This window comes from Actinoallomurus iriomotensis (assembly GCF_030269445.1).
GTDB lineage: Bacteria > Actinomycetota > Actinomycetes > Streptosporangiales > Streptosporangiaceae > Actinoallomurus > Actinoallomurus iriomotensis.
In genome coordinates this window covers 713,258-735,585 of sequence record NZ_BSTJ01000003.1, presented here as the reverse complement: position 1 = coordinate 735,585, position 22,328 = coordinate 713,258, and the positions used below count along the sequence as shown (strand labels likewise).

The window sequence follows — 22,328 nt, the reverse complement described above, 5'->3', positions numbered from 1 at the left end:
TCATGCCGCCTCGCCACCGTTCCGGGAGGTGAAGCTCAGGATGCGCTGCCAGGCGTCGGCGCACTCCCGTTCCCAGTCGCGGAAGGCCACGTCGAAGAACGAGTGCGGGGCCCCGTCGTAGACGTGCATCTCATACTCCTTGCCGGCCTCGTCGAAGCCGGCCGCGAGCGCCTGGAATTCGGCCTGCGGGGTGGCGACGTCGTCGCCGGCCAGCAGCATCAGCAACGGCGCGGACAGCGTCGTAGTGGCGTCGCCGAAGAAACGGGGAGGCCCGTAAAAGCCGATCGCCCCGGCGAGATCCAGTTCGGTGGCGGCCTGCCGCCAGGAGTGCCCTCCGCCAAGGCAGAACCCAACGGTGAACACCGGGCCCGGGTGCTCCTCGCGTAGCCGTACGACGGCCGCCGCGACGTCGGCGTCGACATGGGGGGCCTCCAGCAACGCCATGTGCGTCATCGGATCGAAGGAGTCATCGCGTGGCAGGGTGCCCGCGCTGCGCCCGTAGAAGTCGATGACCATGGTGTGGAAGCCGGCCTCGGCGAACCGATGGGCCAGGGCCTCGTAGAACGGATGCAGTCCACGAACGTCCGGGAGGATGACGACGTTCCGTCCGTTCGGAACGGTGGGAGTCGCACGGTAGGCGTTCAGGCGGTTGCCGTCGTCTGCCGTGATCTCCAGGTGTCCATGTTCGACGACCTCTCCGGTGACCACGGGTGAGGCGGGTGGGCGGCCGTCGACCGAATGGCACATGATTGATCTCTTCCGTTCCGTGGCGTTCGTACGGATCAGAGATTGCCGATGAGCCCGCCATGTCATCCAGATCCCACTCTTACGGGTACTGGCAGGGCCACCTTCCATTCGTCGACGCTGGGCATAATGACGGTCATGATGCATCGAGGGGAGCTCGGGGTATTTCTGCGTACGAGACGTGCCCGGGTGACTCCGCAGAGCGCCGGCCTACCTGGTGGCTCGCGGCGCCGGGTTCCCGGGCTGCGACGGGAGGAACTCGCACAACTCGCCGGGATCAGCGTCGAGTACTACCAGCGGCTGGAGCAGGGCCGGGCGACCCGACCTTCGCGCGAGGTCCTAGACGCGATCGCGTGCGCACTCGGCCTCTCGGAGGTAGAGCGCGCCCATCTGGACTCCCTGCGCCGCGTCGCGGCCCATTCAGCCGACCAGGCGGCCGGCGCGCCACGCCCACAACTGCGACGCATGCTCTCCCTGATGGACGGCATCCCGGCATTGATCATCAATGACTACTTCGAGGTGCTGGCCGCCAACTCGCTCGCCACCCGCCTGCTCATCGATGTCACGACCGCGAAGAGTGGGACGCACAACCTCGCCCGCTACCTCTTTCTCGACCCTGGCGCACGTGATTTCTACGTGGAATGGGACGAGGTCGCCGCCGCCACTGCCGGGCAGATGCGTCTGTCGGCAGGCCAGTACCCCCGTGACCCCCAATTGGCGGCATTGATCGCGGAATTGACGACGTACAGCGAGGATTTTCGCGCACTGTGGAACGCGGGAAACGTCGAGCAGCGCTCCTCCGGAGTCAAAAGCCTCCGTCATCCGGCCCTCGGAGTGTTGCGGTTGCGATATCAGAACTTCGTGCCGGTGGACGAAACACGCCACCGACTGGTCACCCTCATCCCGGATGAAAAGAGCGCAACCGAGGTGCGGCTCCTTCGCGCCTGGGCCGCACCCGTCACGACCGGACCGACCCAAGGCCCGGACAGGGCCGCGGTGGGACCGCCGGCCGATCTCTAGGAGCCCGGCGGTCCCACCGCGCGCCCGGTGCCGGTGGACCTCAGCCGACGAGGTTCGCCGCGGAGACGGAGATCGCCGCCTCTTCGGCCTGGTCGGTGCCCATGGCGCGAGCCAGCTTGCGGTACGGCGCGGCCTCGTCGGCGCGGCCGCGCCGTTCGAGCGTGCGGGCCAGCGCCTCATGCGCCCAGCCGTTCGCGGGGTCCAGCTCGATCAGCCGCCGGAAGGTCTGCTCCGCGCGGCCCAGCTGCGCGCTGTGGAAGTAGGCCCGCCCGAGCAGTTCGACGGCCGCCCGGTTGTCCGGCTCGTTCTCGACGATCGGGACGAGGATGCGGCCCGCTTCGGCGTAGTCCCGGGCGTCGAAGAACATCTGTCCGCGCTGGTACTCCTCGTAGGTCATCGGAGTCCTTCCTTCGATGGCGCCCGCACCGTTGGGACGCTGGGCCCCATAACGCCCGCACCGGTCGCCGTCTTCCCGCCGGCCAGAGAGGGGCGTACGAACAGCGGGAAACGAGCAACAACGACAAGGAACCGCAGGTCAGTGGCTGCTCGCTCGCCAAGGGGCGGATCCCCGAGCCCCTGGTTCATTCCTCAAAGGTGCAGGCGGTTGGTTCCGGTGCCGCCGTCGCGGTAGGTCACCTCGACCTCGACGCCGTTCTTCGCGGCGTGCGCGAGTTCGTCGCCCGGCAGCCAGAGCGCGAAGCGTCCTCGCGACACCGTCGCGGTGACGTCGCCGTGGGCTGGGCTCCGATAAAGGACCTTCGCGACTTCGGGACCGGCGATGCCGGCTGCGATGGACAGGTGGCCGGCGTCGATGATGCCGGTGCCGAGGTCGGTCGCGACCAGGTCACGGGGGCCGGGTGGGGTGTAGCCCGCAGGCGTTCCGATCGAGCCGAACGAGTCCCTGAACAAGTGTGTCGAGTCGTCGGTGATGCAGGTCGCCGAGAAACCCTTTCCCGTCGCGAGCACAACGGTCGTCCATGCACCACGGCGTTCGACGATCGCGGCATCGGCATGGCGTAGTTCGTTCGCATCGAAACGTCCCGCACCGTCTTCCTGGACCTGGCGGCACCTGCCGGCCGCGTTGGCGCGTTCCTTCGCCGACATGGCGTGCGGGGTCGGTGTCCAACTCGCGAACGCACGGTCACCGCCCATGATCGACGGCAACGCGACGATGACCGCCGCTGTGCCTGCTACGACCGTTCCTCCAAGGAGTGTGACCTTCCACGCCGTTCGCCCGCGCCGCCGCGGGTGCGGCTGCCGGGACGGACGGCCGGACGGGCCGGTGGCCACGATGCGCGCGAGTTCGATGCGGGCCCGGGCGCCCCGGGCGTCGATGTCCTGGTCGGCGGCGTCGAGGCTTCGCAACATGGTGAAGATGTCCGGGCTGCGGGTCACGGCTTGGCGATCCTTTCGCTGACGTCGACCGGAAGGCCGGACGACTGTGGCGACGCGTCCCAATGACGCCGTAGGGCTCGGCGGGCCCGGCTCAGGCGCAGGCGGAACGCGACCGGTGAGATGCCGAGCACCGCTGCTGCCTGTGGCGCTCGCAACTCCTCGAAAACATGCAGGCTCAGGACCTCCTGGTGGGCCTCGGGCAGCCGGCTCCACGCCCTCGCGAGGTCTATGCGACGCGCCACCAGATCCGCATCCCCATCGGCCGGAAGCTCGGCCGGGATCTCCTTGAGGCGTACGCCGAGCGCCTGTCGACGCTCGGCTCCTCGATGCTCGTTGAGCAACGCGTTCCGAGCGATGCCGAACAACCAGGCCCGCGCGTCTTCGTGGTGTTTCGGCAGGTCGTCGAGGCGACGCCAGGCGACCAAGAACGTGTCCGCGACCACGTCTTCGGCACGATCGGGGTGGGCCCGTCGCTGTGCGAACCTCAGCAAGTCCGAGTAGACGGACTTGTACAGGGCCTCGAAGGTGGCCTTCGAGGCCGGCGCCCGAGAAGGATTGCTCATGCCCTGTCCCTGTCCACCAACGGGCCGGGTGTGTCATGGCGTGTGCGCCGGCGCCCGGTGGCCCTGGCTGAAGGGTGGGGGCTGCGGATGGATGGCACCTCAGGGCCCTAAGGGCGGCGGTCCTTCGGTCGTTCAGGACGGAGCGTGCGCACCTCGCCCAGCGCGTCGACCAGCCGCTGGGGCAGCGGCGTGGTTCCCGTCCCGTCCGACGCGACCGCTACGTAGACCACGCAGCCGGTCGTGGTGATGTCTCCGTCTCGGCGGAACGCGAAGTCCAGCGTGAAGCTCTTCCTTCCGATCCGCGCCGTGCTGATGAGCACGTCCGGCCGGTCGGCGTACCGGATCGGAGCCTTCCAGTCGATCTCCGCGTGTGCGACGTGCACGTCCATGCCCAACTCCGGCCAGGTGGCGTACGGCAGGCCGCGGGTGATGAAGAAGCCGTCCACCGCCTCGTCCACGTAGGCCAGGTACCACATGTTGAACATGACTCCCTGGCCGTCGATCTCGTAGAAGCGCGGTGCGAAACTCTTCGCGTACACCTCCCCACCAGGGACTGGAACGGCGGCCCGTGGCTCGCTCTGTGTCATGGTTCCTCTCTCTGACGGGCGGTGACGCACCAGGCGCGGGAGTCGAACCAGACACCGTCGCCGCTCATGTGCGTGGAAAGCGCCTCGCGCAGCCGCTCGAGCGCACGCGTCGCCGCGGCGGGATCCAGTCTTTTCAGGGCTTCGGTGGTGCTGGTGAAGCCGCAGACCCAGTCGAGGGCGCGGTTCACGTCCGGGCCGTAGGAGATGGGCTCACGGACGTCGGTGAGGGTGATGCCGACGAACCCGGCCTCCGTCAGGATCCTCTTCACCGTCACGGGATCGGCCAATGAGAACGGGTCCGGTCCCGCGGAAGGCACGGCCATTGATGCCTCGGGTCCCGTGAGGGCTTGACGAGTCGCGACTTCCCACTTGTTGTGCTCACGCGCCTGCCAGACCATCATCACCAAACGCCCGCTCCGGCGGAGTGCCCGCCTGATATTGGCGAACGCGGCGACCGGCTCGTCGAAGAACATCGTGCCGAACCTACTGATCGCAAGGTCGAAGTGTCCCTGGGTGAAACGGTGGAGTCGCGCGTCGGCGCGCTCGAAGGTCACGTTGTCCAGGCCTTCCGCGCGTGCGAGTTCACCGGCGCGCTCGACGGCGGCCGCGGAGAGGTCGATTCCGTGCGCGCTGCCGGCCCTGGCCGTACGCGCGGCGTCCCGGGTCGTCTGCCCGGTCCCGCATCCGATGTCGAGGACATGATCGCGTGGCTGTACGCCACAGGCCCGGCGCAGTACTTCGTTGTACAGCCGCAGTTCGGAGTCGTAGTCGGTGCTCATGGGCCGCTTTCGATTACTTCGCGTATCTTGCCCTCTGGGGTCTGAGGCTCGATGCTGGTCAGCGCCCAAGTCGCTCCAGCGGACTCCCACGGGCGAACGTCGGCTCCGGGTGGCACCTCCACGACCAGATCGAATGGATCCTCGCAACTGGTTCGTGCGTGGCTTATTTCCTGCGTGATCTCCGCAAGCTGTTCAGTTCCCGGCAGATCGATCGGGAACAGGCCATCCCACCGGGCCGCACGTCGGATCGGCCGTCGGTTCGGCCACTTCACCGCGACCCAGACGGGAATCCGCGGGCGCTGAACCGGAAGCGGATGGAAATCCCCGCGCCAGTACCCGTCCAGTCGCTCCAGTCCGTCATCCAGCATGCGCGCCTGCTCACGCGGGTCGGTGACCTCTCCGAACGCCTCGAAGTCATCAGCGTTGCCGAGCCCTACCCCCAGCGTCAGACGGCCGTTGCTGAGATGGTCCAGGGTGATCGTTTCTCGGGCGACCTTCTGGACCCGCCTCCGGGACAGCGGAGTGATCATCGGCCCGAGCCGGAGGGTGTCGGTCGCCAACGCGATGGCGCTCAGCGCCACCCACGGGTCGGCGACGGCGCGACCCGTGGGCGGATAGGCGATCCGATCCCACAGGAACAGGCCGTCCCACCCACGTGACTCAGCCAGCGTTGCGAGCTCTACCAGCAGACGCGGATCGGCCAGACGGTCGAACGGCGCCAAGTACAGTCCCCGATGCACGGTGCGTCCTTTCTCCATTGGGCATGGGGACCACGCTAGGCAGGCAATGTCATCGCGAAAAGCGATAAATTCCGATCATTGCAATCGGGGTTCGCGATGATAATGCTAATCTGACGCCCGTGTCCGACGTGGAACTTCGCTATCTGGCCGCCATGGCGGCGGTGGTCGACGAAGGCTCGTTCGGCAGGGCGGCGAGCCGGTTGGGGTACACCCAGTCCACGGTGAGCCAGCAGATCGCCGCGCTGGAGAAGGCCGTGGGGGGCGCGGTCTTCGCCCGGCCGGGCGGCCCCAAGCCGGTACGGCTCACCCCTCTCGGGTCCGTCGTCCTGGCCAAGGGCCGTGAGCTGCTGGCCGCGGCGACAGACCTGGCCGATGCCGTTGAGCGGTTCAAGGCCGGCGATGGCCGAATTGACATCGGCACACTGCAGAGCGTGACCAGCGTGATCCTGCCGGTCGTACTCCGCCGCCTGCGCGAGCAGTACTCCGGCTGCGATATCAGGCTGTCGGAGGAAGAGCCAGAACAACCGCAGACGGACGATCTCGACCTGTTGTTCTACGATCGCCGCGTCGACGGCGACGTCGAGCACCTGCGTCTGCTCGACGACCCCTACCTGCTGGTCGCCCGCCGCGGCGACTTTCCCGAAGGCCCGGTTCGGGTGACACAGCTCGACGGCTTGCCCATGGTGGCCTGGCCGGCGACCTGCGACCAACCCCGGGTGGAGGAGGCGCTGATACGACGCGGCGTACGGCCCCATATCGTCTTCCGCACCGCAAGCAACGAAGCGCTACTGGCCATGGTCCGAGCCGGGATGGGTCCGGCCGTGCTGCCGTGGCTGGCCTTGTACGGCGCCGGCGCCTGGGCCGATGACCGGCTCCGCGTACATCACCTGCGGCCGGCGCCCTCACCGCGGGAGATTTACCTCTGCTGGCAGGAGGGACGCAGCCATTCCCCGCTGGCGGCGCGAGCGATCGAGATCACCGTAGAGCTCGCCGCCGACCTCAAAAAGCGAATGCCGTGAATGATTCCCGCCCGGGTCACCCGCCGCCCTGGGGCGCCGGATTCGGCACGTGCTTGACAGGCTTTCAACCGGTCTTTAGCGTCGTGAGCACATATCGAACAGCGTCCGAAATATCGAACAAGGTGTCACTCTGTCGTGCGTTCGATTGGACGGACCTCGCCCGGATCGGGGGCGGGCGGTGAATGTGCATCTTCGTGATGCATGGCCCTAGGGAAATGGCCTGAGAAAGGAACACCCGTGCTCACCCGCCTGTTCAAGACTCGGCTCGTCGGCTTAACGGCGATGGTCGGGCTGTTGGCCTCGCTCTCGGCACCCGCCGTCGAGGCAGCCTCCAAACCGGACATCACCAAGGAGCAGTTCGGCGCGCTCTCTGACGGCACCAAAGTGTGGCGTTACACGCTGACCAGTGGTGTTCTGCGTGTCCGGATCATCACGTACGGCGGAATCGTGCAACAGCTCGACGCGCCGGATCGGCACGGTCACCGTGCCAACGTGGTTCTCGGGTTTCCCGACCTGAACGACTACGTCACCAAGAACAACCCCGGTCCGTACTTCGGCGCGCTCATCGGCCGGTACGCGAACCGGATCGCCAAGGGCACGTTCACGCTCGATGGCAAGACCTACCACCTACCGATCAACAACGACCCTAATAGTCTGCACGGCGGCACGAAGGGCTTCGACACCAAGGTCTGGACCGCCACACCCGACCGGACCGGCGACGGCGTGTCACTGCGCCTCGATCTCACAAGCCCGGACGGCGACATGGGATACCCCGGTACCGTGGCGGCGTCCGTGACCTACACGCTGATCCGTAACCAGTTGCGCATCGACTACCGGGCCACCACCGACAAGCCCACGATCGTCAACCTGACCAACCACTCATACTGGAACCTGGCCGGTGAGGGCACGGGCAGCATCTACGCGGACAAGCTGCAGATCAACGCGAGCCACTTCACACCGGTGGACTCCACCCTCATCCCGACCGGCCAGATCGCCTCGGTCGCCCGCACTCCGATGGACTTCCGGCAACCGACGGAGATCGGAGCCCGTATCCGCGACAACTTCCAGCAGCTCGCCTACGGTCAGGGCTACGACCACAACTGGGTGCTGGACGGATCGGGCTTCCGCCCGGCCGCCCGCGTCATCGAGCCGGGCAGCGGCCGGGTCCTGAGCATCGCCACCGATCAGCCGGGCATCCAGTTCTACTCCGGGAACTTCCTGGACGGCACGCTGTACGGCACGAGCGGTCACTCGTACCGGCAGGGTGACGGGCTCGCGCTGGAGACCCAGCACTTCCCCGACTCCCCGAACCACCCCGACTTCCCCTCGACCGTGCTCCGCCCCGGGCAGACCTACCGGACGGCCACGACCTTCACCTTCTCGGCCCGTTGAGTGGACGTTCCGGGCCGGCATGCGGCCGGCCCGGAACCATCGTCTCGCCTACGAGACGCGTAACCGAGTGGTGTCGCCGGTCACGGCGTACGAGTCTTCCGACGTCGGCGGCGTATCGACGCACTACTTGGTGCCAGGCCGAGGATGAATACAGGGGACTTCGCCGACTTCACGAACTCAACGATCGACGTTCCATTCGTCACCGAGCCGCCGTTCGCCGCGGCAAGTTCGGTGTCGGCGAACAGCCTCTGAACCCGGTCCCATATCGGTGACCGGAGGTCGGTTGCCTCCTCGAGGCTCGACGCCACCGGTAGCCGGTCGAATCTGCGCTTCCAGACCTCCTGGTCAGTGCGCCAGCCGGTAACGAAGGAGAGGCAGTCCTGGGGAGTGATGCGGGCGAGGCGCTGACCGGCGGCGTTGACGGCGGTACGTGCGGCGGCGACCTGCGGCGTGTTTCGCGGGTCTTGGCCAAGCCGTTCGGCGATACCTTCAATGAAGGCGGTTCTCCATTTGATCGCCTGCTGCCAGTAGGCCTCTGTGTACGCCGTGCGAGACGATCCCGTATGCAAGAGTCGGAAGAGACCCTCGGCAATGAGATCGCCGAACTCCTCCTTGACCGCACGAGAGGGATCCGTGAAGGGATCATAAGGTAGTTGCGATATCCAGTCTGCGACGGCTAGGGAACGATCCGCGACGGCATCATGCAGATAGAGCCAGTCCTCGTTGTAGATGGACGGGTAGAAGGCGCTGTGTTCGGGCAATTTCACCGCCAGCCCCCCTCCTCCTACGAAGACGTGTTGCGGTCCACCGGCGAGACGGTACGCATGACCGACGACCGAGTTGTCCGGAAATTCTGGAACCTGAAATCCCACCGTGCGGTAGCGTTCGGTCAGCTCTGCTGCTCGTCCAAGCATCGACTGATTAATCGCTCCGATGTCATCGTCAAGGAAAATTATTTTTTCCCAGCCGGCCATCCGGGCGAGGATGAGGCCCAGATTGCGCTTCCCAGCGATATCCACGACCTTGAATTGCTCGCTTCTCGAAAAGGGATAGCGTTCGCCGGCTGACTGCAGCCAGCCGTGCTCGCGGTTCGGCATCACCTCCAGCACGTGAAGGTCGCCTGGTGGTAGCAACTTTGAAAGCGCTAGATCCACCATGCTTTTCTGGCCTTCGCCGCAAAGGACCACGAGGGGGGTCTCGACCAGGGTGGCCAGGGCTCCGACGCCGTGGAGGTAATCAGGTCGCACCGTGGGAACGATGATGCCATCGAACCTCGTATAATTGCCTGGCCCAAATGCAGGGTATTCCAACAATGCGTTGTGTGATGCCACGTGAAACTCGCTCAGGTCGTCAGTGATTCCGGAATGTGAGATCGCGTGCTCAATCGCCCCATTCAGTTTCGCGCGCTCATAGGGTGACTCCGGGTGCTTTGCCGGAAGGACAGAGTGGTCGTGGGGCGCGACGGCAGTTGTGGCCGGCCTGGACGTGGGGGGCGAAATGATTTCCGGGGTATCGGCCGTGGGCGGCACCTTCGCATCCTTATTCAGAATGCTCGCAATGCTCTGCCCGCCGTTGTCCACAATGCCGGTCCCGTCGCCGAGGGCCGGCCTGGGATCGTGATGGTCCAGCGGGCGTTCGGCGGCGTCGGCATGTGCGGCGGCAGCGCTTGAGGCCAAGTGATCGGGCGTGCCGGCCGTGGCGGCGCTGGATACGTCGGCGAGGTCAGTGGGCCGCATGATGTCGCGCAGGTACCTGATGCCCTCACCGCCGGCGCTGATTGAGGCCATGGCGATTCCGGTTCGCCAGGCGTGCTCGAGGTCCCAGCCGTGTCCGGTCATCTTGCTGGTGGCCGCGATCGCTCCGGTGCTGACGCTCCAGCCGACTATGAAGCGGGACAGTATGCCGGTGGCGCCTTTTGACTCCATCATGGTGGCCAGGCCGGCGGTGGCCGGTCCCCGGCGTAGCAGTGCAGGCAGAGCCGCTCTCGCACCACCCATCAGCCCGCCCAGTATCAGGCCCTGTCCGAGCGCTCCGCCCAGCTCGCTCCAGTCAAAACGACCGCTGCGGAACTGCTGATCGAGCACGTCCGAGCCGACAGAAAAGAGCCCGCCGACCACGGCTTCGAACAACAGCCGCACGATGATCTGCAGTGCCTGGCCTTCCAGCCGGATCAACGACAACGCCACACCGAGCCAGGCCTGGACGAGCGGGCCGAGCGTGCTGACCGCGAACATCAACCCCACTGCGAACATCGCTGAGGCAACGAAATGCCGCTGGGCGGTGATGATCGCATCGGCGGATGCTCGGCAGTAGGCGGCGAGCTCATCACAACGCTGTTTCAGATCCGTCAGCAGTCCGTCCGGCCCGTGCAACGTCCGCGCGGCGTTCCCGAACGCCTCGGTCGCATCCCCGAACCCGTTGCTGGTCACCTTCCCGGCGTGCTCGGCAACCTCGTCTTTCAGCGCATCGATGACCCGAGACAATACAGCTGCGGTATCCGCCAGCCGCTCCACCGCCGCCACATTCCCATCAGGCCATGCAAATCCCAATCCCACCTGCTCAAAAAGCCACAACGCCTGACGCACAATATCCGGCGGCGGTGAACTCGACGGTAGCCCGCCCTCGACCGGAGGCAACCGATACTCACCCCCACCCGACGCCACACCGGCAAAAAAATCGGCCAGCGCCGGCAGGCTCCGGCCACCACCCAACTCATCGACGATCGCCGTATCGGCCGCGGTATACCGGCGGCCGGCAGCGACCAGACCCGCCCCCATCCGCTGCAACGAATCCACCATCGGAGGCAGGTCCTTCAACAACCCATCCCGCCGCTGCGTAAATCCCATCGCGCCTGCGGCCGGATCCCCCTCGAACAACCCCTGGCCCAAATAATCGCTACCGAACGCTTGTCCGCCCATCGCCTGACAGAACATATCGATTCCATCGGCCAAACGGGCGGCGGCCTCATCGATACCGCGCCCCGCCCGCAGCCACATTTCAGGCACGATGTGCAGGCGTTCGAATGCTGCTGTCAACACACTGTCCTGGCTGTGGGGGTGGCTCTCCGGGCCGGCGTAGCTGGACGGGCCGTAGCGCCCGCCGGCCATCTGTCGGTTCGGACGGGTCGGCCCTCGATGTCGACGTTGATGATGCCGAAGAAGATGACGTTGTCGCCGTGGCTAGGGAATATGCGGGCGAGTAGCTCGTCCCCCATCGACCAGCGCTTCCGAGCGAGGGTTTGGTACTTGGTCGTCCAAGCCGCCAGGCAATTGGCTAAAAAGGTCAAACGCCACGCCTGCTCGCTCTGATCGGTCAGGTCGGCTTGGTGGCCGTACCCTGGCGGGCAATAGTACAGGTCGCGACGCGGCGCGTACAGGCTCTTGCCTTTGTCGAGCCGGCGCGATTCGCGGTATTGCTGCCGCATCTGAACGAGCGGCAGCGGCCGTTGGCGGCCGAGGGCCGGTTGTTGAGGCAATGAGGCGTATGGGCTGTTGTACGAGCGACGGTTGGGTCTGCGCTCGGGGGTCACCCGTGATGTTCTGCGTGTCCCTGGGAACCGCGGCGCGGTCGCGGGCGGCGCAGGATCTCTTGGAGTTCGGCGGCGAGCCCCTCAACATCACGGACCCGGCCCGGTGCGGGCCGTCCGTCGACGTGCGTAAGGGCGTGTCTCGCTCGTCGACTCATGCGGACAGGTCCGATGGTCCTCACCGTGGTTCTCATGGACCGGCCGTCGACAAGCTCGCCGCCTTCTTTGGGGAAAGCCCGTGTCAGGGATGGCTCAGCCCGCGCTCGCCGCGCTCCAGGTCCTCGTCGTCGGCCTCGATGATGTCGACGACGGCATCTTCCATGTTGCTGGTGCCGTACAGCTCGTACGCCTTTTCGAGCGAGGTGGCGTAGACGTTGTCGTAGTAGGTGCGGCCCTCTTTTGTACGGGTCCGCTTCGAGAACGCGATCTTCGGCTGCTCCACCATTTCTCCAACCTACCTGCGGAGGGCGTGCACACCTTCCCATTCCCCCTGACGGGGCCAGCCGGCCAGCCCTCTATTCACGACGCGGCCGTCTATTCGGGCACCGATGGTTGAAAAGTTATGCACCATGCCGCATACCCCTGATGGCCATGCTCCACAAGATCGCGACCAGAGAGCACCCCACGGAGCACCGACGCCCTGAAACGATCAGGACGAGATCCGGTCACGGCAAGGAACCCCAGGTCAGCGCCCAAGTGAGTGGTAGGGCGCCCGGGGCTCGAACCCGGAACCTATGGATTAAAAGTCCACAGCTCTGCCAATTGAGCTAACGCCCCGCTGGTAACGAGCGTACCGGAGGGGACGGCCTCACGTGATCCTGGTCGCAGGCGACCGGGCCCCGCCCGGTCAGCGGTATGCGGAGACGCCGGTGATGGCCTCGCCCAGCACCAAGGTGTGGATCTCCTCCGTGCCCTCGTATGTGAGCACCGACTCGAGGTTCGTCATGTGCCGGATCACTGGGTACTCCAGCGTGACGCCGTTCGCACCCAGGACCGTACGGGCCGAGCGGGCGACGTCGATCGCCGCGCGGACGTTCGCCAGCTTGCCGAACGACACCTGCTGCGGCGTCACCTCACCCGCCTCCTTGAGCCGCCCGACGTGCAGCGCGACCAGCCCCGCCTGGCCCAGGGCGATCTCCATCTCGGCCAGCTTCCGCTGCGTGAGCTGGAACGCCGCGATCGGCTTGCCGAACTGCTCGCGGCTGCCCGCGTACTCCACGGCCGCCTCGTAGCACGCGCGGCCCGCCCCGATCGCGCCCCAGACGATGCCGTACCGGGCCTCCGAGAGGCAGCTCAGCGGCCCGCGCAGCCCGCGTACCTCCGGCAGCATCGCCGACGACGGCACCCGTACGTCCGACAGCGACAGCTCCGAGGTCACCGACGCGCGCAGCGACAGCTTCTTGTGGATGTCGCGCGCCGAGAACCCGCGCGTGCCCCGCGGCACGAGGAACCCGCGGATGCCGTCGTCGGTACGCGCCCAGACGACGGCGACGTCGGCCACCGAGCCGTTGGTGATCCACATCTTGGAGCCGTTCAGGACCCAGTCGGAGCCCTCGCGCTTGGCGTGCGTGCGCATGTTCGCCGGGTCCGAGCCGTGGTCGGGCTCGGTCAGGCCGAAGCAGCCGAGCGCCTCGCCGGCGGCCATCCGCGGCAGCCACTCCTGCTTCTGCTCCTCCGAGCCGAACTTGTGGATCGCCGACATCGCCAGCGAACCCTGCACCGACACGAAGCTGCGCAGCCCGGAGTCGGCCGCCTCCAGCTCACGGCAGGCGACGCCGTACGCGACCGCGCCGGCGCCCGGACAGCCGTACCCGGACAGGTGCATGCCGAGAAAGCCGAGCGAACCGAGCTCGGGCGCGAGCTCACGCGCCGGGAAGGTGCCCGCCTCGAACCAGTCCGCGACGTGCGGCGCGATGCGTTCGGCCGTGAACCGGCAGGCCGTGTCGCGGACCAGTCGCTCCTCGTCGGTCAGCCGGTCGTCGACGCGCAGCAGATCCATGAAGACCTCCCAGGGGGTTCGACCCTCAGCGTACGTTGGGATCCATGGCCCCCCGCGACCTGGTACGCCTCCTGACCGACAAGGGGGTGCTCGGCGATCCGCGGGTGGCCGAGGCGATGACGGCCGTGCCCCGCGAGCTCTTCGTCCCCGAGGACCTGCGCGGCGAGGCGTACGACGACAAGGTGCTGATCACCAAGCGCGACGGCGCCGGCGTCGCGATCAGCTCGGCGAGCCAGCCGGCGATGGTCGCGGTCATGCTGGAGCAGCTGCGGGTCGACCCCGGGCACTCGGTGCTCGAGATCGGCGCCGGCACCGGGTACAACGCGGCGCTGCTCGGCCGGCTCGCCGGCCGGGTGATCACCATCGACATCGACGACGACATCGCGGCGGCGGCGCGCGACCACCTGGCCGGCGTGGCGAACGTCGAGGTCCGCACCGGCGACGGCTGGGCGGGCGCGCCGGACCACGCGCCGTACGACCGGATCCAGCTGACCATCGGCACCTCCGACATCTCCCGGGCCTGGCGCGACCAGCTCGCCGAGGGCGGCCTGCTCGTGCTCCCGCTGTGGCTGCGCGTCGGCGTGCAGCTGTCCGTGGCGTTCCGCCGCGACGGCGACGTGCTGCGCGGCGAGAGTGTGCGCGACTGCGGGTTCCAGCGGCTGCGCGGGCCGCACAGCGGCCCTGAGGGGTTCGTGGCGGTCGGAGGGGGAGAGTTCGTGATCCTCGACGACGCCGCGCACGCCGCGCCGCTGTGCGAGCTGCTGCGCCAGGCACCACGAGAGGAGCGCGCGCCGGTGATCGACCCAGCGGTGTTCGCCCGGATCGCGCTCACCGAGCCCCGCACGCTCGCGCTCTCGGACTTCTCCGGCGGGCTGCGGCCCGGCCTGTACGACGCGGGGAGCGTCGTGGTGATCGAGGGCGACCGCATGCTGACGTACGGCTCGCCGTCCGCCCGCGACCGGCTGATCTACGGGCTGGGCACGGCACGGCCGCTGGACCGCTCACGGCTGCGCGTGACGGTCGGGTTCGGGGACTCTCCGGCGCCGTCTCAGGGTTGGCGGTTCGTCCGGAGGTCATGCGTCATCGATGTGACCGAGGGGCCATAGGGGCTCTCTCAGGGACGGATCAGGGCAAGCCCCCATGGCGGCGGCCGTACGAGCCGGGCACGATCGAGACATGGACGAGAACATGACGCACGAGCCCACCGACACGACCGGCCCCCGCCGCCTCACCCGCACCCGCGACGGACGCATGATCACCGGCGTCTGCTCCGGCATCGCGGACTACTTCAACGTCGACCCCACCCTCGTACGGATCGGCGCGGCGGTGGTGACCCTCCTCACCAGCGGCGCGGGCATCCTGCTGTACGCCGCCGCGGTGCTGCTCATCCCCGAGGAGGGCAGGGACGTCTCCATCGCCCAGGAACTCATCACCAAGCAGACCAACCGGTCCTAGGCGGCCGCGCTGATGGCGCGGTCGTGGGTGGACGCGATCACCTCGGTGCGCACCTGGGTCCAGGACATGGCCAGCATCGTCGCCACCGTCAGGCCCGCCACACCGGCGAGGGCGACGACCGGCTCCGGCCCGAGCACCTGGGCCAGCGCGCCGCCCGACAGGATGCCGATGCCCTGGCTGGCCAGGATGCCCGACTGGGCCAAGCCGAACGCCTGCCCCCGTCCGGACGGGGGCACGGCCGCCACGAAGGCGGCGTTGGCCGCCACCTGGTAGGCGCAGCCGACGCCGGACAGCGCCCACAGCACGACGACCGCCCACAGCGGCGGGCGCAGCCCCGAACCCACCAGCGGCGCGCAGGCGAGCATCGCCATCCAGCCCATCATGCGCAGCCGGTTGTCCGGCCGGACGAACCGGCTGTACGCGAACGCGCCGACCACCATGCCCGTCGGCGTCGCCGACATCAGCAGCCCCACGATGAACGGGCTGTCGCCGAACGTCTTGGCGTACGGCGCGGCCAGCCCCTCCGGCAGCACGTAGAAGCCGCACAGCCACGCGAAGCACACGAGCGGCCGGAGCGTACGGTCACCGAGCACCAGGCGCCCGCCGCGGCGTGTGATCTGCCACAGCGACTCGCGGGTCTTGGCCTCGCCCGGCGGCGCCGGCCGCCGGCGTACGCCGGTCACGACGATGAGCGCCGACAGCACGAACGTCACCGCGTCGACCGCCAGCGCCTGGTGCGTGCCGACGACGAAGATCACCGCGCTGCCCGCCAGGAAGCCCATCATCTGGGTCAGCTGGTGGGTGATGTTGTTGATGGCCGAGCCCACGACGTACATGTCGCCGGGCAGCACCTCCGACAGCAGCGCGGCCCGCGCCGCCGTGAACGGCGTGCCCAGCAGCACGCTCAAGAAGACCAGCGCGCACAGGGCCGCGAACGGCATCGCCTCGAGGGCCATCAGCGCGAGCACGCCGGCCCGCGCGAAATCGCAGAAGATCATGACCCGGCGCCGGGGGAGCAGGTCGGCCAGGACCGACAGGATGGGGCCGCCCAGGATCGGCGGCAGGTAGGTCAGGGCGTACGCGACGGCCGTCTTCAGCGGCGAGTGGGTGTTGTTGTAGACGAGGACGGCCAGAGCGACCTGGGCGAACTGGTCGCCGATGTACGAAAGCGCCTGGGCCAGCCAGAGGGAACGGAACTCACCGACACCGAACACGTCGCCATAAGTGGCCTGCCGATCCAACGGCCGTCGATGTCGTCCACCCACGCGCGCTCCCCTGTCATCGCTGTCCGTGACCGGGCGGTCCCAGGGATTATCTCACGCAGCGTCGCTGAGGTGTGACCCATTGTGTGCAACCTGTGTATGGGAAAGATCACCAACCGAGTTCGTGAAGCCGTTCGTCGCCGATGCCGAAATGGTGAGCGATCTCATGCACGACGGTCACCCGCACCTCTCGTACCAGGTCGGCGCGGGTCTTGCAGACGGCCAGCAGGGGACGCCGGAAGATCGTTATTCGGTCGGGCAGGAAACCGGCGTAAGTGTCTCCGCGCTCGGTCAGCGGCACGCCCTCGTACAGGCCGAGAAGCGTTCCGACCTGCGGCGGAGGGTCGTCCTCGACCATGATGACGACGTTCTTCATGAGCCGCGTGAGCCCGGGCGGGATGGTGTCCAGCGCCTCGCCCACCAGTTCCTCGAACTCCTCGCGACTGACGTCGATCACTCTGCCATTGTGCGTGGAGAGTGACCGAAGCGAGCATAGGTACCGACGTGTTGACCCGAGTGATGACAGAAGTCCGCCGCATCACGGCGATGCGGCGTGTCCGGCTCCCTGCGCGGATCACGGCGGTGGTCGCCGTGGGACTGCTGGCGGGCTGGCTGGGGATGCTGTACGGCGGCCACGCGAACACCGACATCGGCCCGGCCGACGTCACCTTCTCCCTCCGCCCGTCCCTCTCCGGCGGCACCGTGATCGACATCCCGCCGCTGGGCACGCTGCGCCTCGACAGCCATTCCGGCCCCGTGAGCATCGACGCCCAGGTGACCCGGATCCGCCCCGAACCCGCCCAGAAACTCCTCGAGGACCCGGCCGCCGTCGACCGCCTCACCACCACGATCGGAGGTGATATTCGTCACGGTTTCATCGTCATGATCGTCAAGGCCACGCTGGCCGCGCTGGCGTGCGCCGCCCTGGCCGGCCTGGTCGTGTTCCGCACGTGGAAGCGCATGCTGTGGTCGACCCTCGCGGCCTTCAACGGCCTGCTGCTCGTCGGCGTCCTGGGCGCGGTCACGTTCGACCCGCAGTCGGTCGGGGAGCCGCGCTTCACCGGAATCCTCGCCGGCGCGCCCCAGGTCGTCGGCGACGCCAAGTCCATCGTGTCCCGCTTCGGGGCGTACCGCGCCCAACTCGCCCAGCTCATCGGGAACGTCTCTCGCCTGTACGACGTGACCTCGACGCTGCCCACGTACGAGCCCGACCCGACCACCATCCGCGTCCTGCACGTCTCCGACATCCACCTCAACCCGGTCGCGTGGAGCGTGATCCGCCAGGTCGCCAAGCAGTTCCAGATCCAGTTCGTGATCGACACGGGCGACCTGACCGACCACGGCTCCTCGGCCGAGGAGAAGTTCGCCAACGACATCTCCAAGCTCAAGATCCCGTACGTGTTCATCCGCGGGAACCACGACTCCGCCGGCACCGAACGCGCCGTACGCCGCGAGAAGAACGCGGTCGTACTGGACAACCAGGTCAAGGACGTCGGAGGCCTGCGGATCTTCGGCATCGGCGACCCGCGCTTCACCCCCGACAAGACCACCCGTGGAGACGACGTGGACGCCCGCGAGATGCTCGGCATCGGCCAGGGCGCCGCGGCGCAGCTGACGGCCTCGCACCAGGCCCCGGACGTGGTGCTGGTCCATGATCCGGCCGAGGGCCAGGCGTTCGACGGCACGGCGCCCCTGGTGTTGAGCGGCCACATGCACCAGCGCTCCACCCGCATGCTGCCCTCGGGCACCCGCCTGTTCGTCCAGGGCTCCACCGGAGGCGCCGGCATGCGAGGCCTGGAACACGAACAGCCGACCCCGATCGAGATGTCGGTGCTGTACTTCAACCGCACCAGCCACCGCCTCCAGGGCTGGGACGACATACGCCTCGGCGGCCTGGGCCTGACCTCGGCCCAGATCGAACGCACCCTCGAACCCAAGCCGGACCGCCCGATCGGCCCACCCCCGTCCGCCCGAACGCCGCTCACCACGCCTGCTTCGCCTGTTTCGCCGTCGGCTTCGCCTTCGCGTTCGCCCAGGTCAGCGAGCTCCAGCGCGGCGGGACGGCCGGGGTAGGGGAATCACTTTGGTGGTTGGGGCTGTTGTCCCCTATGCTTTCGGTGTCCCCGACGGCAGGCGGCAAGGGCAACACGGCGGCCACGCCGTCGAGTCCCCATCGTCTAGCGGCCTAGGACTCCGCCCTTTCAAGGCGGCAGCGCGGGTTCGAATCCCGTTGGGGGCACGATACCCTTCGGGGTAGCAAGGCAAGGTCCTGTGGAGCAGCTAGGAGTGCTCGCCACCCTGTCAAGGTGGAGGCCGCGGGTTCAAATCCCGTCAGGACCGCTGAGGCACCACGGTGCCGCGCGGGCAGGTAGCTCAGTCGGTACGAGCGTCCGCCTGAAAAGCGGAAGGTCGGCGGTTCGACCCCGCCCCTGCCCACCTCTCTGACCTGCTGAAAGACCCCGAGCGCCTCGCGCCCGGGGTCTTTTGACGACAACGTCGCATCATGTGGGCTGCCAGCGGCCCAAGGGTCGGCCCTGCTTGACGTAGTCGTTGTACTCGTCCTGAAGGACGCCCTGGTTGACCCAGCGTGCGGGATCGGCGGCGAGTTCTCTGGCGGCTAGGTCGATGGCCTCGTCCGCCGACTCGGTCTCTCCGATGGTCTGGCCGAAGTCTTCTTCGTCGGATTCGTGGAAACTCGGGTATTCGTCGACGGTGAGCTGGTAGGTGTCATCAAGGTCTTCTACGGTGTGGAGTTGCACGGTGAAGCCGTGTGAGCGGGTCGGTGGGGAGATCGATGCCCAGCGCAGTTCGCGGCGGCCGTCTTGCTCGAACGCTTCGAGGAGTTGTTCGACTTCGCGGCCGCGGCGAAGAGTTCCTTCGGCGAATGACCTTGTCAGGTGGCGCACTCAGACACCCTCTCACCTTGAATACGGAGACGGCCCGGACGTCTCCCGTCGGCCGCAGCAACCGTAGGCGCGGAGGCTTCTCGACCTCCACACTCCGCAGCCGACGTCGCTGGACCATCACCGCCGGACCCGCCAGAGGTATGGCGTCGAGCGCGAACCGCAACCAACGCCGCTTGCGAGAGAGCCCGCACCCCGAGGCGATGTGCGTCCACGTCAGATAGACGAGCGCCGCCTTGGCCGGGAACTCGACGGCGTACCAGAACGATCGAGGCGCCCGCTTGCGCCACGCCCAGCCCCCGGCCGCCAGAGCGGCCAGGGAACCGAGCGCGACGAGCATCGTCGTGACGTACACGGTCTCAGGCCGCCGCCTGCGGCTGGTGCGTGGGCCGTGCCGGCATGCGCTCTGCTTACGCATCATGAACGTCGCGCGGGTCCCTGCCGGGAACAGGGCGTCCACCGAGGGCTCCAGGTCACCCTGTGCATTTCTACGTCTCGGGACATGCACCAGCATGTGACCATGTCGGGGTGTATCAGCAGAAGCAACGACATGGGTGTCTTGCCGTCTACCTCGCGCTGGTGATCGGCATCGGTGCGGTGATATCGGTCTTCAACCTGTTGGAGTTGGTCGCGTACCGCAAGTACATCCTGCCGGACGAACGTTGGCTCTATGTCGCGGCGGGACTGAGCGCCGCTGCCTCCGCCGCCTGCGGCATCGCTCTCTTCCAGTGGAAGAAGTGGGGATTCTACGGATTGGTCCTGCTAGCTCTGGTGAACACGAGCCTCAAGCTAATCATCTTCGACTACAGCCTTGGATACGTCGTGGCCGGCTTTGCGGGACTCGTCGTTCTCTGCGCGGCTCTGCAAGTCGGCGGGGAACGCGAAGGATGGAAGCAACTGGAGTAGGGGTGGGTCAGGCGGGTGTAGTCGTGTCTCCGAAGGGTCTGCCTCTGACTCGCTCGCAGTGGCGCGGCGTAGGCCACCCAGACCTGTCCGACGCTGGGACGCATGCGCTACGACGTTCTTGTTGACGGCTGTGGCCATAACTAACGGGACCAGCGCACCGGTCTGCGCACGTCGACGGCATAGGCGTCAACGGCCCGGCTGACGGCAACGGTGACGGCAACGTCGGCCACCGTGGACAGCCGTCGGCACACGCCCGCCACCGTCTACCTCGGTATAGAGCCGTTGAGCAGGGTGGTTGTTACTCCTGAAAAGCGGAAGGTCGGCGGTTCGACCCCGCCCCTGCCCACCTCTCTGACCTGCGAAGACGCCCCGGAGCCATCAGGCCCGGGGCGTTTTTGACGACAACCCTGTCTCACGAAGGCTGCCAGCGGCCTAGAGGCCGTCCCTGCTTGAGGTAGTCGTTGTACTCGTCTTGCAGGACTCCTTGGTTGACCCAGCGGGTGGGGTCGGCGCCGAGCTCTCGGTTGGCCAGGTCGATGGCTGCTTGTGCAGACTCGGTTTCGCCGATGGTCTGGCCGAAGTCTTCTTCATCGGTTTCATGGAAGCTCAGATATTCATCGACGGTGAGCCGGTAAGTGTCATCGAGGTCTTCAACGACGTGAAGCCGCACGATGAAACCGTGGAAGCGAGTCGCTGGGGAGATGGATGCCCAGCGGAGTCCGCGGCGGCCGTCTTCTTCGAACGCTTCGAGGAGTTGTTCGACTTCGCGGCCGCGGCGAAGAGTGCCCTCGGCGAATGACCTCGTCAGGTGACGCACAGAGACACCCTTTCACCTCAATGACAGGGAGGCCTCGGACATCTACCGTCCGAGGCCTCCCTGGAGTGGCCGACTCAACCGAGGGCGTCGCCCAGCTTCTTGAGAGCCTTGCGCTTCTCATCGAGTGCGGCGTGGGCGTAGATGCTCATCGTGACCTCGATGTCGCTGTGGCCGACGATGTCACGGACGATGTGCGGCGGGGCGCGTCGAGCAGCAGGGACACGCAGGTGTGGCGGATGTCGTGGAAGCGGACGTCGCCGCGGCCTGGCCGCCTTCCTGATGCGGCCCCAGCTTCGGAGGTCAGCCGACGTCGCTGGACCATCACCGCCGGCCCCGCCAGCGGGACGGCGTCGAACGCGAACCGCCACCGACGCCGCCTGCGGGACAGCCCGCAGCCCGAGGTGACGTGCGCCAAGGTCCGATAGACGAGCACTCCCTTGGCCGGGAGCTCGGCGGCGTACCCCGGCGCGGGGCCGGGGGCGCTCAGCTTTGTCAGCTCCCTCTGATCAGCTCTGTACGGACCCCTGCCGCATGATCGGGACCTCGCGCATCGGGATCGCGTTCAGCGCTGGCTGGATGACCCGGGCCGCTCGGCGCACGTCTGCGGCGACCGCGTCGTGGACCTGCGCCGGGGTGCGGCTGCCGTCCAGGTGCCTGCGCAGGCTGGCGGCCTGGACGTGCCACAGGCCGAGCAGGGCACGGGCGGCGATCTGCGGTTCGGGCTCATCCGGGCTCATCCGTGCCCGTGCCGCCAGGATCTCCGCGGCCACCGTCACGAACTGCTCCATCATGTCGCTCTGGTAGGCGCGCAGCGACGGCGTCTGGTGGATCAGGTCGCCGAACCGCCTCATCTGCGCGATGGCCTCGGCCGGGTCGTCCTGGCTGGTAAGCATGGCGGTCATCGCGGTCAGCTCCACATCAAGGACGCGCAGGGTCGCGTCCAGCGGCGGCACCTGCGGGTCAGTCAGACCGCTGCGCAGCGAGACGATCGTGCCTTCCAGGCGGTCCAGGACCAGCGCTTCCTTGGCGGGGAAGTAGTTGAAGACCGTCTTGTCCGATACTCCGCACGCCTCGGCGACCTCGATCACGCGGACCGCGTCGAAGCCGCGCTCGGTGAACATCCGGGTCGCGGTGTCGGACAGTTGCTGGCGGAGCAGGCGCTTCTTGCGCTCACGGAGACTCTCATGTGTCGTGCTCACCCGGACATCATACTTCAGTTGA

The 22,328-nt window shown here is 67.3% G+C and carries 22 protein-coding genes and 5 tRNA genes; 11 read left to right on the top strand and 16 right to left on the bottom strand.

Going from position 1 to position 22,328, the window contains the following annotated elements; translation table 11 throughout:
- On the bottom strand, positions 1–747 hold the full coding sequence (locus QSK37_RS16400) for a dienelactone hydrolase family protein (RefSeq protein WP_285621465.1): 747 nt from the start codon (positions 745–747) through the stop codon (positions 1–3).
- A gap of 48 nt (positions 748–795) precedes the next feature.
- Between QSK37_RS16400 and QSK37_RS16395 the strand changes: the two genes are divergently transcribed.
- Positions 796–1,764: a helix-turn-helix transcriptional regulator gene (locus QSK37_RS16395; protein WP_349497969.1), complete on the top strand. Its 969-nt coding sequence runs from the start codon at positions 796–798 to the stop codon at positions 1,762–1,764.
- Between the two features lie 40 nt (positions 1,765–1,804).
- Here QSK37_RS16395 and QSK37_RS16390 read toward each other — a convergent pair whose 3' ends face one another.
- The 6 genes from QSK37_RS16390 to QSK37_RS16365 all read right to left on the bottom strand — a co-directional run bounded on the left by QSK37_RS16390 (position 1,805) and on the right by QSK37_RS16365 (position 5,828).
- Positions 1,805–2,161 carry a tetratricopeptide repeat protein gene (locus tag QSK37_RS16390; RefSeq protein ID WP_285621462.1) on the bottom strand — a complete coding sequence of 119 codons (357 nt, stop codon included), beginning with the start codon at positions 2,159–2,161 and terminating at the stop codon, positions 1,805–1,807.
- Between the two features lie 191 nt (positions 2,162–2,352).
- On the bottom strand, positions 2,353–3,222 hold the full coding sequence (locus QSK37_RS16385; protein WP_285621460.1) for a hypothetical protein: 870 nt from the start codon (positions 3,220–3,222) through the stop codon (positions 2,353–2,355).
- Positions 3,156–3,722: an RNA polymerase sigma factor gene (locus tag QSK37_RS16380; protein WP_285621458.1), complete on the bottom strand. Its 567-nt coding sequence runs from the start codon at positions 3,720–3,722 to the stop codon at positions 3,156–3,158. Before QSK37_RS16380 ends, QSK37_RS16385 begins: the two co-directional genes overlap by 67 nt.
- Before the next feature lie 107 nt (positions 3,723–3,829).
- Entirely contained in the window at positions 3,830–4,261 is a 432-nt protein-coding gene (locus QSK37_RS16375; RefSeq protein WP_285621456.1) for an acyl-CoA thioesterase, read from the bottom strand.
- Positions 4,262–4,305: 44 nt separating this feature from the next.
- Complete coding sequence (locus QSK37_RS16370) at positions 4,306–5,157, bottom strand: class I SAM-dependent methyltransferase (RefSeq protein ID WP_285621454.1); 852 nt, start codon at positions 5,155–5,157, stop codon at positions 4,306–4,308.
- A complete protein-coding gene (locus tag QSK37_RS16365; RefSeq protein WP_285621448.1) occupies positions 5,085–5,828 on the bottom strand; it encodes an LLM class flavin-dependent oxidoreductase in 744 nt (247 codons plus the stop codon). The genes QSK37_RS16370 and QSK37_RS16365 overlap by 73 nt, the downstream gene beginning before the upstream one ends.
- 119 nt (positions 5,829–5,947) lie before the next feature.
- Between QSK37_RS16365 and QSK37_RS16360 the strand changes: the two genes are divergently transcribed.
- Both QSK37_RS16360 and QSK37_RS16355 read left to right on the top strand, forming a co-directional pair.
- Positions 5,948–6,847, top strand: coding sequence for a LysR family transcriptional regulator (locus QSK37_RS16360; RefSeq protein WP_285621445.1), 900 nt, complete (start codon positions 5,948–5,950; stop codon positions 6,845–6,847).
- A 237-nt stretch (positions 6,848–7,084) separates the two neighbouring features.
- Positions 7,085–8,239 (top strand): aldose epimerase family protein, encoded by a 1,155-nt coding sequence (locus tag QSK37_RS16355; RefSeq protein ID WP_285621442.1) that lies wholly within the window; start codon positions 7,085–7,087, stop codon positions 8,237–8,239.
- An 80-nt stretch (positions 8,240–8,319) separates the two neighbouring features.
- Here QSK37_RS16355 and QSK37_RS16350 read toward each other — a convergent pair whose 3' ends face one another.
- The 4 genes from QSK37_RS16350 to QSK37_RS16335 form a co-directional block, all read right to left on the bottom strand.
- Entirely contained in the window at positions 8,320–11,346 is a 3,027-nt protein-coding gene (locus QSK37_RS16350; RefSeq protein WP_285621440.1) for a WXG100-like domain-containing protein, read from the bottom strand.
- Between the two features lie 660 nt (positions 11,347–12,006).
- On the bottom strand, positions 12,007–12,210 hold the full coding sequence (locus QSK37_RS16345; protein WP_285621437.1) for a hypothetical protein: 204 nt from the start codon (positions 12,208–12,210) through the stop codon (positions 12,007–12,009).
- 256 nt (positions 12,211–12,466) lie between these two features.
- Positions 12,467–12,542 (bottom strand) — tRNA-Lys (locus QSK37_RS16340).
- Positions 12,543–12,612: 70 nt separating this feature from the next.
- A complete protein-coding gene (locus QSK37_RS16335) occupies positions 12,613–13,764 on the bottom strand; it encodes an acyl-CoA dehydrogenase family protein (protein WP_285621434.1) in 1,152 nt (383 codons plus the stop codon).
- A 44-nt stretch (positions 13,765–13,808) separates the two neighbouring features.
- Here QSK37_RS16335 and QSK37_RS16330 point away from each other — a divergent pair, with 44 nt between their 5' ends.
- Together QSK37_RS16330 and QSK37_RS16325 are read left to right on the top strand one after the other, a co-directional pair.
- Positions 13,809–14,870 (top strand): protein-L-isoaspartate O-methyltransferase family protein, encoded by a 1,062-nt coding sequence (locus QSK37_RS16330; RefSeq protein WP_285621431.1) that lies wholly within the window; start codon positions 13,809–13,811, stop codon positions 14,868–14,870.
- 70 nt (positions 14,871–14,940) lie between these two features.
- A complete protein-coding gene (locus tag QSK37_RS16325) occupies positions 14,941–15,219 on the top strand; it encodes a PspC domain-containing protein (RefSeq protein ID WP_285621428.1) in 279 nt (92 codons plus the stop codon).
- Here the strand turns inward: QSK37_RS16325 and QSK37_RS16320 are convergent.
- Together QSK37_RS16320 and QSK37_RS16315 are read right to left on the bottom strand one after the other, a co-directional pair.
- Positions 15,216–16,484 (bottom strand): MFS transporter, encoded by a 1,269-nt coding sequence (locus QSK37_RS16320; RefSeq protein ID WP_285621426.1) that lies wholly within the window; start codon positions 16,482–16,484, stop codon positions 15,216–15,218. The genes QSK37_RS16325 and QSK37_RS16320 overlap by 4 nt on opposite strands.
- A 106-nt stretch (positions 16,485–16,590) precedes the next feature.
- Positions 16,591–16,938, bottom strand: a complete 348-nt coding sequence (locus QSK37_RS16315) for a metallopeptidase family protein (RefSeq protein WP_285567608.1) — start codon at positions 16,936–16,938, stop codon at positions 16,591–16,593.
- Positions 16,939–17,000: 62 nt separating this feature from the next.
- Between QSK37_RS16315 and QSK37_RS16310 the strand changes: the two genes are divergently transcribed.
- From QSK37_RS16310 to QSK37_RS16295, 4 genes are all read left to right on the top strand, one after another.
- Positions 17,001–18,554, top strand: a complete 1,554-nt coding sequence (locus tag QSK37_RS16310; RefSeq protein WP_285621424.1) for a metallophosphoesterase family protein — start codon at positions 17,001–17,003, stop codon at positions 18,552–18,554.
- A gap of 93 nt (positions 18,555–18,647) precedes the next feature.
- Positions 18,648–18,720, top strand: a tRNA-Glu gene (locus QSK37_RS16305).
- Between the two features lie 26 nt (positions 18,721–18,746).
- Positions 18,747–18,821: transfer RNA gene (locus QSK37_RS16300), tRNA-Asp, on the top strand.
- A 22-nt stretch (positions 18,822–18,843) separates the two neighbouring features.
- Positions 18,844–18,917 (top strand) — tRNA-Phe (locus tag QSK37_RS16295).
- A gap of 65 nt (positions 18,918–18,982) precedes the next feature.
- Here the strand turns inward: QSK37_RS16295 and QSK37_RS16290 are convergent.
- Positions 18,983–19,387, bottom strand: a complete 405-nt coding sequence (locus QSK37_RS16290) for a hypothetical protein (protein ID WP_285621422.1) — start codon at positions 19,385–19,387, stop codon at positions 18,983–18,985.
- A gap of 525 nt (positions 19,388–19,912) precedes the next feature.
- On the opposite strand from QSK37_RS16290, the gene QSK37_RS16285 reads away from it, so the two are divergent.
- Together QSK37_RS16285 and QSK37_RS16280 are read left to right on the top strand one after the other, a co-directional pair.
- Positions 19,913–20,290 (top strand): hypothetical protein, encoded by a 378-nt coding sequence (locus tag QSK37_RS16285; protein ID WP_285567636.1) that lies wholly within the window; start codon positions 19,913–19,915, stop codon positions 20,288–20,290.
- A 284-nt stretch (positions 20,291–20,574) separates the two neighbouring features.
- Positions 20,575–20,636, top strand: a tRNA-Ser gene (locus tag QSK37_RS16280).
- Positions 20,637–20,702: 66 nt separating this feature from the next.
- Here QSK37_RS16280 and QSK37_RS16275 read toward each other — a convergent pair.
- Both QSK37_RS16275 and QSK37_RS16270 read right to left on the bottom strand, forming a co-directional pair.
- Entirely contained in the window at positions 20,703–21,107 is a 405-nt protein-coding gene (locus tag QSK37_RS16275) for a hypothetical protein (protein WP_285621419.1), read from the bottom strand.
- Between the two features lie 506 nt (positions 21,108–21,613).
- A complete protein-coding gene (locus QSK37_RS16270; protein ID WP_285621416.1) occupies positions 21,614–22,306 on the bottom strand; it encodes a TetR family transcriptional regulator in 693 nt (230 codons plus the stop codon).
- Between the last annotated feature and the right edge of the window lie 22 nt (positions 22,307–22,328).